The organism is Halobacillus mangrovi (assembly GCF_002097535.1).
GTDB lineage: Bacteria > Bacillota > Bacilli > Bacillales > Halobacillaceae > Halobacillus > Halobacillus mangrovi_A.
In genome coordinates this window covers 1,173,541-1,190,608 of record NZ_CP020772.1, presented here as the reverse complement: position 1 = coordinate 1,190,608, position 17,068 = coordinate 1,173,541, and the positions used below count along the sequence as shown (strand labels likewise).

The 17,068-nt window shown below is 43.9% G+C and carries 11 protein-coding genes; all 11 read right to left on the bottom strand.

All coding sequences use genetic code 11. The features are described 5' to 3' along the window. Positions 1–114: 114 nt before the first annotated feature. The 11 genes from HM131_RS05755 to HM131_RS05705 all read right to left on the bottom strand — a co-directional run bounded on the left by HM131_RS05755 (position 115) and on the right by HM131_RS05705 (position 17,056). Positions 115–1,098 carry a carbohydrate ABC transporter permease gene (locus HM131_RS05755; protein WP_232324884.1) on the bottom strand — a complete coding sequence of 328 codons (984 nt, stop codon included), beginning with the start codon at positions 1,096–1,098 and terminating at the stop codon, positions 115–117. A 17-nt stretch (positions 1,099–1,115) separates the two neighbouring features. Beyond that, positions 1,116–1,982, bottom strand: a complete 867-nt coding sequence (locus tag HM131_RS05750; protein WP_085028821.1) for a carbohydrate ABC transporter permease — start codon at positions 1,980–1,982, stop codon at positions 1,116–1,118. Further along, entirely contained in the window at positions 1,979–4,249 is a 2,271-nt protein-coding gene (locus HM131_RS05745; RefSeq protein ID WP_085028820.1) for a DUF5696 domain-containing protein, read from the bottom strand. The genes HM131_RS05750 and HM131_RS05745 overlap by 4 nt, the downstream gene beginning before the upstream one ends. Continuing rightward, positions 4,242–6,263, bottom strand: coding sequence for an SMP-30/gluconolactonase/LRE family protein (locus HM131_RS05740; protein ID WP_085028819.1), 2,022 nt, complete (start codon positions 6,261–6,263; stop codon positions 4,242–4,244). The genes HM131_RS05745 and HM131_RS05740 overlap by 8 nt, the downstream gene beginning before the upstream one ends. An 18-nt stretch (positions 6,264–6,281) precedes the next feature. Beyond that, entirely contained in the window at positions 6,282–7,160 is an 879-nt protein-coding gene (locus HM131_RS05735) for a carbohydrate ABC transporter permease (RefSeq protein WP_085028818.1), read from the bottom strand. A gap of 27 nt (positions 7,161–7,187) precedes the next feature. Then, the gene (locus HM131_RS05730) at positions 7,188–8,075 is read right to left on the bottom strand and encodes a carbohydrate ABC transporter permease (RefSeq protein WP_085028817.1); all 888 of its coding nucleotides are present in this window, start codon (positions 8,073–8,075) and stop codon (positions 7,188–7,190) included. Further along, positions 8,068–11,001 carry an extracellular solute-binding protein gene (locus tag HM131_RS05725; protein WP_232324883.1) on the bottom strand — a complete coding sequence of 978 codons (2,934 nt, stop codon included), beginning with the start codon at positions 10,999–11,001 and terminating at the stop codon, positions 8,068–8,070. Before HM131_RS05725 ends, HM131_RS05730 begins: the two co-directional genes overlap by 8 nt. A gap of 32 nt (positions 11,002–11,033) precedes the next feature. Then, the gene (locus HM131_RS05720) at positions 11,034–12,407 is read right to left on the bottom strand and encodes an ABC transporter substrate-binding protein (protein WP_085028816.1); all 1,374 of its coding nucleotides are present in this window, start codon (positions 12,405–12,407) and stop codon (positions 11,034–11,036) included. A 79-nt stretch (positions 12,408–12,486) separates the two neighbouring features. Continuing rightward, a complete protein-coding gene (locus HM131_RS05715) occupies positions 12,487–14,799 on the bottom strand; it encodes a beta-galactosidase (RefSeq protein ID WP_269749129.1) in 2,313 nt (770 codons plus the stop codon). A gap of 41 nt (positions 14,800–14,840) precedes the next feature. Then, positions 14,841–15,809 carry a LacI family DNA-binding transcriptional regulator gene (locus HM131_RS05710; RefSeq protein WP_085028814.1) on the bottom strand — a complete coding sequence of 323 codons (969 nt, stop codon included), beginning with the start codon at positions 15,807–15,809 and terminating at the stop codon, positions 14,841–14,843. Between the two features lie 170 nt (positions 15,810–15,979). Next, positions 15,980–17,056 carry a Gfo/Idh/MocA family protein gene (locus HM131_RS05705; RefSeq protein WP_085028812.1) on the bottom strand — a complete coding sequence of 359 codons (1,077 nt, stop codon included), beginning with the start codon at positions 17,054–17,056 and terminating at the stop codon, positions 15,980–15,982. Between the last annotated feature and the right edge of the window lie 12 nt (positions 17,057–17,068).

Genomic DNA, 17,068 nt, shown 5'->3' with positions numbered 1-17,068 from the left:
ACAGAGAGCGCAGCGAACGAGGAGGCTTGACAGTTCCCCCGCAGGAAAGCGAGTCGTTTCCCAGCCACTCCACACCTCTTCATATGCAACGAACCTAATTTTCCCAATGATGGCTTACTCCCCGGTAATACCTGAGCGGTCCACGCCTTCGACGAACCAGCGCTGCGTAAAGAAATAGACGATGAGCAAAGGCAAGATGGACAACATCGTCCCCGCCATACTGATCCCTTCATTAATATTTTGAGTTTCCGCATCTCCCGTGTACAACTTATCGAACGTCGCATTGAACTTTTCTAACTGAATCGGTAAAGTCGTCAGCTCATTACCAAAATACAGACTCGCAAGTGCCGTTTCATTCCAGTACCACACAAACGAAAATAAAAAGGAAATGATGATCGCTGGAACAGCCATTGGAAGGGCGATCCGTAAGAAAATCCGGAAATGTCCGGCACCATCTAAATGGGCGGCTTCTTCCAGGGATTTAGGCATCATCCGGAAGAACTGATAGAAAATCAAGATGAATATCGCGCTGTTCAGCCCCTGACCGAAAGCAGCTGGTAACAAGAAGGCGAAAATACTTCCGACTAATTCAAGTTCATTGAAGAACACATACCGCGGAATCATAAGCACCTGGGGCGGTATGATGAATGTGATCAGTACCAGGGCAAATAACACTTTTTTCATCGGAAATTCAAATCTGGCAAACCCATATCCGATGATCGCAGCAACCGCGGTCTGGGCAACCGATGGAATCACAGTGACGTACAACGTTTCCATCAAGGTCGGCAGCATGTCCAGTACCCTGTAGGCCACCTCATAGTTATCTAAATAGAAAGTGGAGGGAATCCAGCTGACCAGTGGGTTCAACAGGTCTTCCAAGGATTTGAAACTATAGGATCCCATGTAGATGATCGGGAATAAATAGACGAATCCAATTCCGATCAGAAGGCTGTACACACAGACCTTGAACAAAAATCCGTTGTTCCCTTGCACTCCTAATAGAAAGCTCTTCATTTTTGTCGAGAAGTCATTCATCCCTACTTTCGCAGCGTATTCCTTCATCCGTTTTTTCTGGACGCGTGCTAACTTCGTCTCCATTCTTCATCCTCCTTCCTTTATGTGTACTTTTTGTTTCCTCTGATCGCCACGGTTCCGACACCGATCGCCAACACAATGGTGATGACGACGAAGTAAACCCATGAGAGAGCAGAAGCATAGCCGAAGCCGGTGGAGATATCGAACATACTGCTTTGGATATGATCAACGACAGGATTCAGGGCGAACACCGAATACGTGACGATCGTATAAATCAAATTCACAATAATCATCGGAAATAGTGTCGGCAGCGTGACCTTCCAGAAGCACTCCCAATTGGAAGCTCCGTCGATTTTGGCAGCTTCATAGATTTGCCGGTCTGTTTTTTGAAGAGCCGCTAAGAAAATTAAGATCTGAACGCCTGAGTACCACAAAATGATGATCAAGTTGTCCATCAGGTATGTGAGTATAGTATTCAAAAACCCATCGGTATTCGATAGAAACATAGCGAAGATTGCATAGTTTTCAATCGACGGAATTGACGTCACATCCTGCTCCATTAAGTCCGTAATAACAGGACCACTGGCAATGATCACGGGCAGGAAGAAGATCGTTCGGAAAAACCCTTTCATACGAATCGGCTGGTTCAATAACAATGCAATGATTAAAGAAAACACAATGATAATTGGTGTCGAAATGACGAGTTCACGTAAAAATTTGAGCAAGATCTGTGTAAATTCAGCATCAACGGTAAAGGCGTAGGTGTAGTTTTCGAACTTGATGAATTCCGTCTTAATTCCGCTAGGCGTAATTTTCACCTTTTGAAAACTTAAGAACAGCGAGTAGAGCAATGGAAATGCTGTGAAGACAAGGAATCCAATGATCCATGGCGACAAGAACGATAATCCCAGCAAGCTTTTTTTCTTTTTCAATGACAGTTGCTTCATGACTCATTCCCCCGGTCGATCACCTGATATCCTTTGGCTTCCACTTCAATTCCTGCTGCCTTCACGTTCTCACTTGTGTAGTTGACGACGATCGCTTTTCCATTCGAATAACCGACTTCCACCACTCCCGTTTGATGGACTTTCCGGTTCGTGATCTTAGCTCCTTCTACTTGTCCCAAACTTTGCTTAACCTTTTTGTATTGGTCGACGATTTCTTTTTCCCATCCTTTAAATTCAGAAGTGTAGAGATCTTCGGATGGCGTGTGCATCAACTCATGAGAGGGTTCTGTCGTCAGGTAGAACGAAGGATAAGCACCGTATTCAATCATGCGAAGCACTTCGTCTACAGGATTGTAATGGAAATTGGAAAAGGAAGCGTAATAAGGAACGTATCCTTTTAATACGATTTGCATAAACGGCACCGTATCGGTCACGAAGTTATAATTGGATGAGTACATCGGAATTTCCAGATAACGATCGGTCTCTGACAACAGGTAGTCGTTCGGTTGATATAACGCTAGAGACTCCATATTCGCGCTCAGTTCCTCGAACATAGTCTTGTAAACCGACATCACTTCCGGTCTCTTCATCTGGTGGTTAAAATCAGAGAACAACGCATTTGCGCTCGTATCAACGGCAAGGTTTCTCATCTCATTTTCTTCGTACTTGGTGATATCCTTTTTTGCTATTTCAAGCGATTTTTTCGGACTTAGATAGAAGTAAGCTTCTTCCTCGCCCTGACTTGCGATGGTCTCTGAATTGATTTTCCTTGCGACATCTGTTCGTCCAGAAAATCCGTTCGCACCCTCATACGCTTTTGTATAATCCGTGTAGTAATACAACGGGACATTCTCATTCTTGAAAAAGTCATTCACTTGCTTGAATTCTTCGTTACTTCCTAACTTACTTTCTAATGGAAACTTCTCAGGAAGCGTCCCTGTCAATCCGCCTTCTGACCAGCCGCGGTAGGTGACATGCATATCTTCAACCCCTTGCTGCTGCAACCGTTTAACGTAGTCTGGCAGGTCCTTGACTGGGGTCATCGGCTGAACAGAATTCCAAAGAAGGCCTTCTTTCATTTCTCCTCCAAGAAACTCCAGGCGGATATCTACTTGATCTTCCCCTTCATTGAGCATGTTATTTTCTAACAAATACTGTTGGTAGGTCTGAGCCATTCCGACATAGTTGGCTGCTTCATCATTCAAAAAAGTAATTCGTTCTTTAATATCGAACACATTCATATCTTTCTGGAAAACATTAAAGCCGCTCATGTTTTGACTCGTTGGCTGATAATACTGGTACCGGTAATTATACTGCGCTGTGATCCAATGAAAATCGGTCGATACGCCAGAAGGGTAAGCCAGGATGTCCGCGAAGTTTTTCCCTTCTGCAATAACATTGACATACGCGTTCTCATCGACTCCATTTGTAACGCCGTATACAGGCAACGTTACTTTATGAGCCGGAGTAACCCGAACGACCTCCTCTGTTTCGGTTTTCTTCCTCTTAAACCCTCGGTCCTCCCCATAGATAGATGCTCGATAAGGAGACATGGATGCTAATTGCTTTTCTTCAAAACGCATCAGTGCACCACTTCCATCCGGGATGAACATGTATCCATCCTGATCTGTTCCTTCTACAGCACCTAAGAACGGATAGACTCTTAGAGTAGCGAGCTTATTCTCTCCTTCGACGATTTTGTCATGAGGAACACTTACCTCAATAGCCCCTTCATCAAGAAGAACATCGAGCTGCAGTGTGATTTCTGATTCTTCAAAAGCAATCGTCGCGGAAAAACCATTTTCCTTTTTCTTCAGAGATACCTCTGATTCATTAGCAAGGATGCTTTCCGAAGATGTTTTATCTCCGTCAATATAATCGATGGTTACGGCTGAATGGGCCATATTGGACCACATGGTGTTCAAGTTGTACTCCTTACCTTTGATAAGACCGGAATTCCAGATGAAGCCGGTTTGTTTGTTTTCAATCTTCAACGCGAGAGACGATTCTTCCACATATAAAACAAGGTGGTCGTTCTCTGCGACACGATCATACCCATCAAGGCTGTTGTCCTTTTCAAAAGAACTCTCCTCATCTTCTGGCTGTGTGTATTGATTGGATTTATAGCGAAGCATCTTCGTTGAACGTTGCTTTTCTTCTTCAGAAATATCCGTTTTAGGTTCATCGTCCGTCAGTGTCGTGGCAATGACTTGAACAGGAAAAAGTAAAATGACGATAAGAACCATCCACTTCCATTTATTAGACACGAAGAATCACCTCCTCAATGATTGAGATGACAAAGTCAATGACTTGATCGAACAGTACGTAAAGCACAAAAAAGATTAAAACTGTAAGGAACATGCCGAAGATCGTCACGAGGAAGTTCCTGACCGTGCCCCAGAAGGAATAGTCATGGATTTCCTTCATCGTCGTAAACAACAAAACGACCGACCAGACAACCATGATCTGCATAGAGAAGTTATAGACGAACGCTTCGTTGTAAGTCAGCACATTGGAAACGAGCGTAATCGGCAGCAGGAATAAGATCGTTGGAGCAAGTGAATAGATCGTTCCGATATAGACATCCCTGAATCTTCCTGCCCCGTCAGTGATCGTACTGACTAAATAGTTAACGCCGACGAACAAGAGAAGCGGAAGTAAGACCGTTCCTACTTCAAAAAAGACATTCACATTCTCAAGCACCCTGTTGGTGAAAAGGAACCCTGTCCAGTAAATCGTCAACAGGTACTCTACGACTAAGAAAAGGTAGAGAATCGTCGCAGACAATATCGATACGCGTTCGCCGTTTTTCAAATAATAGACACTATCGATCGGATGCTTAATGAAACGTGGCAAAAAGGCCAGCTGGTTTACTAGACTTTTTCGCTTCATTTTCCTGCCCATATCCCGTGCAGGCTGTAGAATATTTTTTCTCTTATCTGTAACCTTGACCGTCACCCTTGTCACAAATACAGCAAAGAGAAGCATGAAGGCTCCTGCTAAATTCTCCTCCATCCAGCGGTAGCGTAGTTCCCAGAACGCATTCGAGTAGCCTTCTTTATCGTTGGCTAAACGAAATTCTTCCAATGCGTCGTCGTATTGCTGTTGTTTATAAAGGGCTTCTCCTTTAGCTGTGTGTGCGAGCCCGAATGAGGAATTCAAACGCAGAATCTCGTTCCAGTATTGTTCACTTTCTACATAGAACCCTTCTTCAAAGAGCGCCAATCCCTGGTGAAGAGTTGTCGTAAATTCCGTAGGTTCATAGACTTGGATTGTCCCTTGCTCCCGGTCTGTCACGTAAAGCCTGCCTAAATCATCGACTTCGATGCCGGACGGCTGCATGGTCAATCCCAGCCGGTTCGTTTCACTTGTTTTTCCGCCAAAGGAAAAAAGCACATTCCCGGCGCTGTCATATTCAGAAATGACCCCATCATTTCCTACTGTGTAAATATTTCCGATCGATCCGACCGCCACATCCACGAGATTCGTCTTTTCTGTCATTTCGGAAGGCAGAATATTTCCTCCTGCGATGTTCAATTTACGAATCGATTCCCAGGTCGTACCTGAAGTGACGGTGTAGACTAACCCTTGATCATCGATCGATATATTCGTCGGTGCTGGAGGTTCTTTCATGAACAGGCTGGCTTCCTGACGCTGGGTTGTGATCATCTCTTGAATAAACGTTTTGACAGAGGGTCGTAACGTATTCGCGCCATAATAACCGAGAAAGGTTCCATCCTGACTCAGTTGGATGATCCCGTTGTTCGCACTTTCTCCGATTATGTAGATGTTTCCCCGCTTATCCACCGAAACCTTTTCCGGTTTGAAGGGGGCATTTTTTCCGAATAACGGAGATTCCGGCCTGGTGTACTCCTGAATTAGTTCTCCATCTTCCTTGAATTTCAATACTTTTTGGCTCCCATAATCCGCCACATACACGTTGTCCTGTTGATCGGTATAAACGCCTAACGGCTGCTGCAATTGGTCTTTGCCATAGACCTGCAGTGGGTTTCCTTCATCGTCAAATTTGGTTACGGTTTTGGTCCCGGAATCTGCGATATAGATCTGGTTTTGATCATCGACATAGATGTCTTCCGGATTGACGATATCTGCTCCTTTTGCAAATAGACCAATGGGAGCATAAGCGGTTTGTGTTTCGATTTGCTCTCCATCAGCTGTTAATGTTTCTGTTTTATAGGGGACAGAAACGGAAGCAGAGGAAACGGTGGGAAACAAAATGAGTAACCATAAGCTAAGCAATGCAATGAAAAATCCCCTCATTTCCCTTCCTCCTTCTCGTTACTTGATACCAGAGTGTGCCATTGTGTTCATGACCTTGCTTTGCAAGAAAATGAAGATGATCAAATTCGGCACGAACATAATCAGCGACGCTGCTGCTGCCATTCCCTGCCCCGCAACAGAGTTGCCTCCCGTATCTGATGCTAGCGTCGACATGAAGAAAGCGAACGTTTTCAAGTTTTCATCATCGACAAACAGCGTAGAGGTTTCAGCATTGTTCCATACAGCCTGGAAAGCCAGTATGGCAATCGTTGCGATCGCTGGTTTAACTAATGGAATGATAATTTTAAAGAATATATGAAAATCATTGGCCCCATCGATTCTGGCTGCTTCGAGCAATTCATCCGGAATTTGATCAATGAACTGTTTGACGAGAAACAATCCGACCGGCATAGCTAAAAGCGGAAAGATATGGGCGAAGAATGTATCTAACAACCCTACTTCATCAATCAATAAATAACGCGGAATCACGACGGCAGCTGGAACGAACATCAAAGCAATGGTATTAATTTCAAAAATAGTATTCTTGAACTTGAAGTTTTTCTTTGAAAAGACGTAGCCTGCCATTGTACTGATCAAAACCGTAAGGAAAACGACAATGAGTGTAACGACGATACTGTTAAACAGATAGCGGGACATCGGTACGCCCGTTGCATTGGTATTGCTGGCGAGATCCTGGAAGTTCTGAAGCGTTGGCTTTTGTACAAAGAATCTCGGTGGATAAGCGAAAAGCTCATCAATTGGCTTGAAGGCATGTGAAAAAATATAAACGATCGGAATGATCATTAAAATCGCAATCGGAATCAGTATGAAATAAAACTTAAGCTGACTTTTATGAAACCGGTCTGGATTGATTTTCGTCCCATGGAAAGATGCCATGTGTCCCACCCCTCTTAAAATTGTCTATTAATCTTTTTCTCCGAATAATTTCATAGCCACTCTAGAGAATGCATAGATGAATAACAGCAACAATACGGACAAAGCCGCTGCATATCCCATTTCATAACGGATAAATCCGAAGTCTTCCAAGTGATTGACGATCAGCTGTCCCGCATATTGCGGTGTCGGGTTCTGTCCAGAAAGTTCGACCCCGATCGCTCCTGCCTGGAAAGTCGTTACGACAGCCATGACTGCGCCAAATAACATTTGCGGCTTCATGGAGGGAATCGTAATATAAATGATCTCCTGGAATCGGTTCCGGATGCCATCAATATAAGCAGCTTCGTATATTTCCCGGTCAATATTTAATACACCGGAAAGCATGGCCAGGAATCCTACCCCCATCGATCCCCACAGGGTGACGACGATCATAATGGTCATTAAGTATTCAGGGGATTGCAGAAATTGAACGGGTTCGTTGATGAAGCCCATCGAGATTAATAAATTGTTCAAATACCCGGTCTGATCTCCACTGAATATGATCTTCCACACAACAGCCATGGCGACCCCCGCCGTCATAGACGGCGAGTAGAGGATCAAGGCTAAGACGGTGCGCGGGCCTTTAGAGATTTGAGCGAGCATCCATGCCAGTAAAAAGGCGAGGATGTAGCCGCCCGGTCCCACGATAAGGGAGAAGATCAACGTATTGGGCAGGACATACTGCATAAACGTATTGTCCTGGGTAATGATGTTGACATAATTGGATAATCCAATAAACGATGGGAATTCAATCGTATTGAAATAGGTGAAAGACAAACTGATGGCAATGGCTACCGGAATGATGATGAATGTTGTAAATAGCAGCAAGTAAGGTGCCAGAAAGACGGATGTACTCAAGTAACCTTTACTATTCATTTGTCTCCAGCCACCTTTCTATCGTTTCAATCGTCGGAATCGTATAGTCTTTTACCACTTTTCCATTTTCCATATATCCGAATTCCTCAAGCTTCCGCCTCATCTCACGGTTGATTAAGATGACGCTGTCATCAACAGCCGCCCGGGCATTTTCCCCTTCAAAGACGACTTTGTTCCATACATTGCTGATTTCACGTTCCACCATGTAAGCGTACGGCGTCTTAGGTACTTCTCTTAAATACTCCCACTGCTCAAGGATGACTTGTTTGTGCTCATCAGGCAGCGGCAATTGAGCAAAAGAATCAAGATTCGCTGTGTTCCACATATATTCAGGCCCGAATAACGTCTGCAGTGTGACAGCGAATTCGGTTTGAGTTTCTGAAGACATCCACCATTTCAACAGCTCCCAGGCATCCTCTTTTTTCCCGCTTCCATCAAAAATCATCGAAGCTTGACCGGATCCTGGCGCCCATCTCTCTACACTGCCATCCTCTTGCTTGACCCCCGGCTGTGGAGTAATGTCCCACCACCCAGAGATTTCAGGGGCAGCTGTTGTCAGCTCGACATACGTTCCAAATGGAGCGACTCCAATGGGAAGCGTAGAGTAACGAAAATGGTTGTAGAATCTCGGTACTTGAAGCGGCATACTGTAAATGGTAGTAAGATCAGCCATGAACTGAATGCCTTCTAAAGCATCTTCTTCATCAATCGTTGTGCCAATGCCGTTTTCTTTATAAAGACTGCCTCCAAATTGATAGATGAACGGTGCTGTGGTTTGAAAAGCCTTAAACGCGGATTCCTGAGCCAACGGCGTATAATAATTCATTCCGTACCGCTGTAATTCAGGAAGAATCTCTGTCACATCTTCCCATGTGTCAGGGACAGGAATATCAAGTTCCTGCATAATGTCTTTACGGTAAAACTGGACGAAAAAGTCCTGAGTCTCAGGCAGGGCATACACCCCTTCATCCACGACGAGTGGCAAAAATGCACCTGGGGAAAACTGTTTTCCAACTTCACCGAAATCCTCGAACTGTCTTAAATCAACAGCAGCTCCACGGATGGCAAGTTCATAAGGAACCCAGTTACTAATCCCCAAAGCCAAATCCGGCTGGGTGTCAGCTGCGCTCGCTAAGACAAGCTTCTGCTCATCTGGCATTAAGGAATATTTCACTTTGATCCCTGTTTCCGGGGTGAAGTTTTGATCCGTCATGTTTTGCAAGAGCTCTACATACTGCCTTGGACGATTCACCCAAACCTCCAACGTATCGTCACTCACTTCTGCTGTCGCTAAGTTATCTTCTGTAAACGATTGGAAAAAGCTGACGATAGAATCTTTTGCTTTTTTAAAGAAACCAGCCTGTGGATTTGGTAGAGAGGTATCCCCATGGACATAGAACCGGTCCAAAAGCAGCGGCTGAGCAGTCAAATCTGTAGAAATGTCCCCCAGAAGCTGAGCAGCTGAATTGGAACCCGTGGATAATTGGGTCAGCTGATTTGGAATTTCATCCGGTGTTTCCGCCAGCATTTCCAGTCTTTCAATGGCAATTTGCAACGAAGCGATCTCCGTCGTCTCTTCCCCTCCACTCAAGGAAAGCAGATAATCGGTCTCTTCTTTCAACTGGTCCGCCCAGCCATTTAATTGATCCTGTATGTCAGGAAGGTATTCTTCAATATCCCAATCACGGTTTCCTTGTCCGTTTCCGATTAATTTTCTAATCGATAAGGAAAGCTCATCAATGCCCCGCATCACTTTATCGATGGTAAACAATACCCGTGCATTTGGAGACGGATCGGCTTTCAGACTGACTGTGTTTTTGCCCTTCTCGAGATAAAAGAGATAAGGGTCGCCTTTTTCATCCCTGATTGTCTCGTTGTACCACTCTTTACTGTATTGGAAGGCGTACTGCTCAACTTCCTTAAAAGGTACGCGATCATTAACCTTGATCGTCCGATACACAGGAGACTGGGATTCTTTATTTTGAATCGCTTTAAAAGATAACTGATAATAACCTGCTTCTTCTGCCTCCACTTCCCACGTCACGGTCTGTCCCGGTTTCTTCCAGGAATCTCCTCCTAACGTATTTAAGAGGAGGTGATCCTGATCGTATGGATGGACCGATGGATCTTCTTCCGCCATCGGACGAATATACGAGCTGTTCTTTTCGAGCGGGTGTTCCGCTTCATACGTAGTCCGTTTTTTCGGTTTTGCTGCATCTGGATGTTCTTTCACATAGCTTGCATAATCAGGGATTTGAGCTGGTGCAGTCACATGAACATCCCCGACTAACATTTCCCCTCTTAAATTCTGCAGGGTTATCGTGTTTTTTCCTTCGTTTAAATGAAATGTAAGTGGTCGTTTGTATTGATATGTAGAATCTTCCGCTTTTACCTGCATCCACTCTTGGATCGGTTCCTGTTTCGGAATGATTTCATTTCCAGAACGATCCGTTTTAAAGTCTTCTGTTCCATTTTTCCATTTGGCAGGGAAAACGATCTGTCTGCTTTCAGAGAAAGGAAAGTTCCCATTCACCTGGATTGCACCCTCTATTGGCATGATCAAATCACCTTGCGGGAAATAATCGAATCCAATTTCGTATAATCCTTCTTTATCAACCTCGACTTCAACCGTCAATGACTTTTGATTACGCCAATAGAATACGCGATCCCCATATCCATGGCTTTCTGATGATGGGAGTAAGTCTTCATCGTCAACATTTGTAAATGAAGAAGGCGGGATAGCCCGCTCAAATTGAGCGACGCTATCCAAACCTTGTTTCTTCCATTCGTTGAGTTCGAGGTGATAACTCTGTTCTGCAATTTGCTTCACAGCCTCCTCGCCGTCTTTTTCACCGTTTGCTAGAACGACTGTCTGCGGGATGAAGAACAGAATTATAAGTGACCACAAAAGCACGTTAGACTTCATGCTATTACCTCCTCAACCTTTCTCGTTCGTTCTTACTTAAGAGCTTCCTTCGCTTCTTCGTATTTCTTGTTCGCTAATTCGTTAATTTGACTCGCATAGTTTTCAATTTTGATCTTTCCAGAAACACTTGCGTCAATAAGCGCTCCAATCGGCGCATTGGCCTGATCGCCAATTTCTACTCCTGTCGGTGCTTCCCAACGAGCTTGTCCATATCCTGGAGTTGTCTTGAATGGCTCGACTACAGCATTTTCGATGTTTTCATAAGCCTTCTCTACTCCTTCTACGTCCACTCTTTTGAAATAAGCATCTAAGACTTCTTGGTCGTTGATCAGTGGTACACTGGATAATCCAAGCTCTTCCTCCTGGTCTGTAATTTCGATACGCTTCATGAAGCCTTCTTTACCAAAGCCCATCCATTTAGAAAGCTTGTAAGCAGCTTCCGGATGTTCTGTAGAGCTTGAGATTCCGTAGAAGTCATGAGTAATTACAGGACGTTCGCCAGGGACTCCGATGAAATCCCAGTCAAAGTCTGCATTTTGTTCATATCCAGCAAGGGCCCATGTGCCGCCCCACATCATGCCGATTCCGTTATTGAACCAAGCTTCTGTTACATCTTTTCCGTTGAAATTCGCTTTTTGGTCTTCCGTTAACGTTGCATAAGCATAACCGTTTGTATTGATGTTATTCGCTAGCTTAATTCCGTTGATGAATTCTTTACTGTCTAAAGAAAACCCATCATTAAACGTGTACCAGCCCAAATCTTCGCTTGCCGCAGCTGGATACCACTCCGGAATCGCATTCGCTTCATTCAGACCGACAACCCCTTGATTCACATTTGTTACATCACTTACGGCGGTCTCAAACTCCTCTAAGCTCATGCCAAGATAAGGAGCGTCCAAGTTCGCTTGATTGTACAAGTCTTTGTTTACAAAATATCCCATAATATGTTGAGAGGAAGGAACAGAATAGACGCTGTCGTTATAAGTGATCGCTTTTCTCACACTTTCAGGGAGCTTTTGGTATTCTTCATCTTCGTTCACATATTCTGTGATATCCAATGTCCAGTCGTTCGCAACGGCTGTTGGAACATTTGTCAATGAAAATACATCCGGCATTTCCCCTGCACTCGCAGCAGATGCCAACGATTCTGCCCAAGGATCAGCAATCGATTCATCAATTTCCACCTTGATATTCGGATTCTCTTCCATAAAAGCGTCAAGCATCATACGATTAAGGTTCTTTTCTCCTTCCGTACCGAAGGACCAGCTGGCAATCGTCAAGGTCACTTGATCCCCGTTACTCTCTTCAGAATCTCCTTCACCTTCGGATGATGATTCATCGGAGCAGGCAGCCAAAAATAAGACCAAAACAGTTAATAAAGATACGATAGAAAACCATTTTTTCATTCCATACACCTCTTTTATTTTTTTACTTGGATTGAAAAGAAAGCAGCATTCTTTTCAATCTGCAAGTTGATCAACGAGCTTAACCAAACTTCTTAAAATCTATGGTCGCTTCTTTTTCCAGGGACCTGATCAGGGTAACAAGAAAGGTGTCTTCTGCTTCCTTATCCACCTTGATTCCTGGAGATTCCACCGGTCTCCATATAGAGGAGGAAAATAGTAAAACGTCCTCTGCTTGCTTCAACTTCACCTTTACACGTAAAGCGTCAGCTGTTTCTTCGACATTGAACACTTCCGCTGTTCCATAAGCGATGGTTACATCATCATGAATAGGAATGTTGACCGGGAGCATCAATCCGTTTTTAGGAGGGACACTGACTTGGCTTCCTCCAAATAACGGCTGCCCCGACTTATTAATTGGGGTTTCTTTTCTGTACTCATCAAAATTATGAAGGAAAACAAAATAACTCTTATCGGACTTGGCACGGATCGAAATATCCAGTTCTTCTTCGAGTGAAAAGTCACTTTTCACTCCCACTCTTTGCGCAAGCTCCCGGATGACGTCATATTCATGGTTGAAATTCAACCCAAGTGCCGCGCCAAAGACAAAGAGTCGACCTTTGCCTAGCTCCTTCTCAAAGGCAATGACGTCCTCAGCTTCATCTTCCGACCAGGCGAATGCTCCTTTTTCATCCTTGAACGTTTCCATATAAGGAACTTTGACACTGTCGATGTCGCCTACTCGGACAAAACCACCCTTGCGGCCTCGAGATTCCACTTGGATATAGTCTTTGAACACGGTACAGGGCTGGTCGTTCAGATCGTGAGTCGGAATCGTCGGAAACAGGACCAGTTTACCTCCATCCTGTACATAATCGACTAATTTCTGCTGCACCTGCGAATCCATCCACTTCATTGAGAACATCCATAGGGTCGGAACCTTGCCGACATCGATCTTTCCATCCTCTTGAATATTCAGGCTGTCGAATACAATGTTGTTTACACGAAGCCCTTTTGCCATTCCATTGAAAATGTTCAAATCTCTTTCACGTTGAAACGTTTCAATTAACGGCGAAGAAAAATGATTACTATAATCAGTCATGTAGTAATCAGGATAAAAAGCAAAGCATGTATGCGTCGTTTGTTTCGCTTCCAATAAAGGTTTTTCAAACGTTTGGAACATCTTTCCGAGGTGACCAATCACTTGAAAGTGCGGTTTCTTTTCTCCGCTAGCTGTAAGCGGCGCCTGCCACTCATGCCGTCTTCCATTTAGACCTATACCCTCGTAGTTTTCTCCTCCGACAAACATATAGTAGTTCACGGCGTTCATGCCGTTGGCAAAACAAAGTCTTGTGGTAAGATCAAACGTACTCGGTTGCAGCTTGGGCCTGTATGAGGCATTTCCACCCTGAAATTCAGCAGAGAACAGCGGCTGATTGGGTGATTGAATAGCTTTTGTAAACGCGTTGGCAAGCACAATATCGATGTAGTTGTCGTATTCGATATTCCCGATATAGTAGTCTCCGGCTACTAATGTGTCCTCCATCTTTGCAGCTTCTAACAATTGCGATATTCCAATTGGATACATCGTGCCTCTTTTCAAAAAGTCAGTCGTATGAAATCCATGAATGTTGATCACAAATGGAACGGTGATTCCCAGTTCAACCGCCAATTGCTTCAAGTGCTCCAAATACACTCGGTAGTGCTCTCGCATAAACAAGAAATAGTCATTTTTCAGGGCAACAGGCAGAGGCTGAATGGTATCTGCACCTTTGTTTGCGTTTTCAAAATAAGCAAGATCGTTTGCAGACAGCGTTCGTTTCTCTTCTAAGTATTGTTGAAATTGCTTTATCGTCACTTCATTGAAATCACCTTGATGAGTGACCCAGTGAAACATCCCTACCTCGTTATCCAGCTGGAAAAGGATGACTGGTCCACCTTCATCTACTTGATACGGCTGAATGACTGAACAAACTGCATCATACCAGTTTTTCACCTTTTCTAAATAAATCGGATGAAGGTAACTGACTACTTGAGTCGCATGCCGTTGGCCTTTCTCGTTTAGTGCGGCCGCCTCTGGATAGTTCTCAATGAACCAAGTCGGAACGCCATGATCAATAATTTCCGCCATCACGTAAGGACCTGGGCGAACGAGACAGTATAATCCTTCTTCTGCAACCATTTGTAAAAAGGATTGCAAATCACGCTCTCCTCTTGTTTCGCCTGTCAAATCTATGTACCCTTCTTCGTATTCGTGGAACTGCCATGGCACATAGGTACTGATCATATTGATTCCAGCTTCTTTAACATCTTTTAAACGATTTCTCCATTCTTGTTTTGGAACTCTAAAGTAATGAAGTTCTGCGCCAAACAACACGGTTTCTTTTCCATTAATGATGATCTTTTCCCTTTCGACTTGGATACTTACACCCCCTTTCAGCTTGATGAACGTGGAACAAATTCAATTGGAATTTGTTCACCTTCTACACCAGATTTCTTCTCAAGCATTCGGAACAACGATTCGGCAGCGGTTCGTCCCCATAGCTTTTTCTGAACTCTAACTGTCGATAAGGACGGTTGAAAATATTGGGCCAGGTCGATGTCATCAAACCCGACGAAGGCAATCTGTTCAGGGACCTTCAAACCTCTATGTTGGACGGCCTTAATCGCCCCCATCGCCATTTCATCGTTAGCTGATACAAAAGCGGTCGGATAGTCGTCATGGTTATCCAGGTAGTCCATCATCCCGAACATTCCGCTGATTTCTGTAAAATCAGCACGTATTAAATCAGACTCATGAAAAGTTAGTCCTCTTTTTGAAAGCGATTCTTTAAATCCTTCCAAGCGCTTTTCACCATCATAAGATTCTTCAGAACCAGCGATAAAACCGATTCGCTGATGACCTTGCTCGACGAGATGATTTACAGACTGGTCAATCCCTAGTTTGTTGGGAAGGAGAACTTCATCGATGTAGGGATTGTCCAGCTCGCGGTCTAACACAACCATCGGGAACTTATCGCTAGCTAAACTGGTTAATAACTCATTGCTAATGTGATAGTTAAGGATGATCGCTCCATCTACGTATCGTTCTACGAGCAGACGGTGTTTATCATCTGAAGCGCAAACCACCATCTCATATCCTTCTTCAATCACCGTATCTTGTATGCCTTCTAATATTTCGTTGAAGAACGGTCCTGTAAATCCACTTAAGAAAAAACCGATAATATTGGTTTTGCTTTTTTTCAGATTTTTAGCGTTTCTATTTGGTCGATAGCCGAGTTCTTTTGCTGCCAGTAACACCTTGTCTTTGGTCGGCTGAGTAATCAGCTTACTGTCGTTCATGACATAGGATGCAGTGGCTACACTTACATTAGCCTTTTTTGCAACATCTTTTAACGTAGACAACTCTTTCCCTCTTCTCTACCTCTAAGGCAACTATTAATAGTTTATTGAAACGTTTCAATAGTATTATAACCAGTAAGGAAAGCGATTACAATATAATTTTCAGAATTTTTTCCGGTTTGTCGTTTTTTGAGCGTTTAGTACTAATATTGAGAATTTATTACCATCTTTGGCTATTCTACTCTCACAGCCAATTCCTGTGCTTTCAAACAAAGCTCAGCAGCTTTAAAAGCATGTGCTTGAGTCATGGCGTTTTCAGTCCGGTGAATGCAATCGAGGATGAATTCACCGAAAAAAGGATAGCCGACCTGTCCGTGGAGAGCATAGTGCTTTTCTCCTTGTTCATTCACAAGATACAAATGATCAGGACTCTCATCTCTGGCAAGATCAATATACTTCCTGATTTCAATCGTCCCTTCAGTGCCGACAATAAATGTCCGGCCGTCTCCCCACGTCCCTAATCCTGCGGGAGTAAACCAGTCAACCCGGAAGTATTGAGTGGCCCCATTATCTCCGACCAGCGTTGCATCCCCGTAGTCCTCAAGTTCAGGATAATCTTCTTTAGAATGGTAGTTCGCCACTTTACTGTGCATCACCTGGGCATCATGGCACGATGCATAGTGCAAAAATTGTTCGATTTGATGACTGCCGATATCACAGAGAATGCCCCCATAGGATTCTTTTTCAAAAAACCACTTCGGACGGCTTGATGCATTCAAGCGATGTGGACCAAAACCTGTAACTTGAATCACTCTGCCAATAGCCCCTTCCTTAATTAACTGGTCGGCGAAAACCGCACTTTCCACATGTAATCGCTCACTATAATAGACCATGTATTTTCGGCCTGTTTCTTCGGTTTTCTGTCTCGCTGATTCCAATTGCTCCATCGTCGTAAACGGCGTTTTATCTGTGAAGTAATCTTTGCCATGATCCATCGCTCGTAAGCCGAGTTCACAACGTTTAGAAGGAATGGCAGCGCCAGCAATTAATCTTACTTCAGGATCGTTCATAATTTCCTCTTCCGAAGAAGCTACTTTTACATCTGGAAAAGCTTTGAGAAATGGTTGAACTTTTTCTAGATCTGAATCATACACCCATTTCAGATCGGCTCCAGCTTCCAATAGTCCATTACACATGCCATAAATGTGACCATGATCTAAAGCGGTCGCTGCAAAAACAAATTCACCTTGCGCGACCACGCGATTCGGTTTTCCTTTTGGCGCATAATTCATGCCGTCATTTTTGTCCATGCTAATTTCCCT

Excerpts from the sequence above, each read along its gene's own strand:
- HM131_RS05750 (WP_085028821.1), bottom strand. The coding sequence starts at position 1,982 with ATGAAGCAACTGTCATTGAAAAAGAAAAAAAGCTTGCTGGGATTATCG.
- HM131_RS05740 (WP_085028819.1), bottom strand. The coding sequence starts at position 6,263 with ATGAGGGGATTTTTCATTGCATTGCTTAGCTTATGGTTACTCATTTTG.
- HM131_RS05755 (WP_232324884.1), bottom strand. The coding sequence starts at position 1,098 with ATGGAGACGAAGTTAGCACGCGTCCAGAAAAAACGGATGAAGGAATAC.
- HM131_RS05725 (WP_232324883.1), bottom strand. The coding sequence starts at position 11,001 with ATGAAGTCTAACGTGCTTTTGTGGTCACTTATAATTCTGTTCTTCATC.
- HM131_RS05730 (WP_085028817.1), bottom strand. The coding sequence starts at position 8,075 with ATGAATAGTAAAGGTTACTTGAGTACATCCGTCTTTCTGGCACCTTAC.
- HM131_RS05720 (WP_085028816.1), bottom strand. The coding sequence starts at position 12,407 with ATGAAAAAATGGTTTTCTATCGTATCTTTATTAACTGTTTTGGTCTTA.
- HM131_RS05735 (WP_085028818.1), bottom strand. The coding sequence starts at position 7,160 with ATGGCATCTTTCCATGGGACGAAAATCAATCCAGACCGGTTTCATAAA.
- HM131_RS05705 (WP_085028812.1), bottom strand. The coding sequence starts at position 17,056 with ATGGACAAAAATGACGGCATGAATTATGCGCCAAAAGGAAAACCGAAT.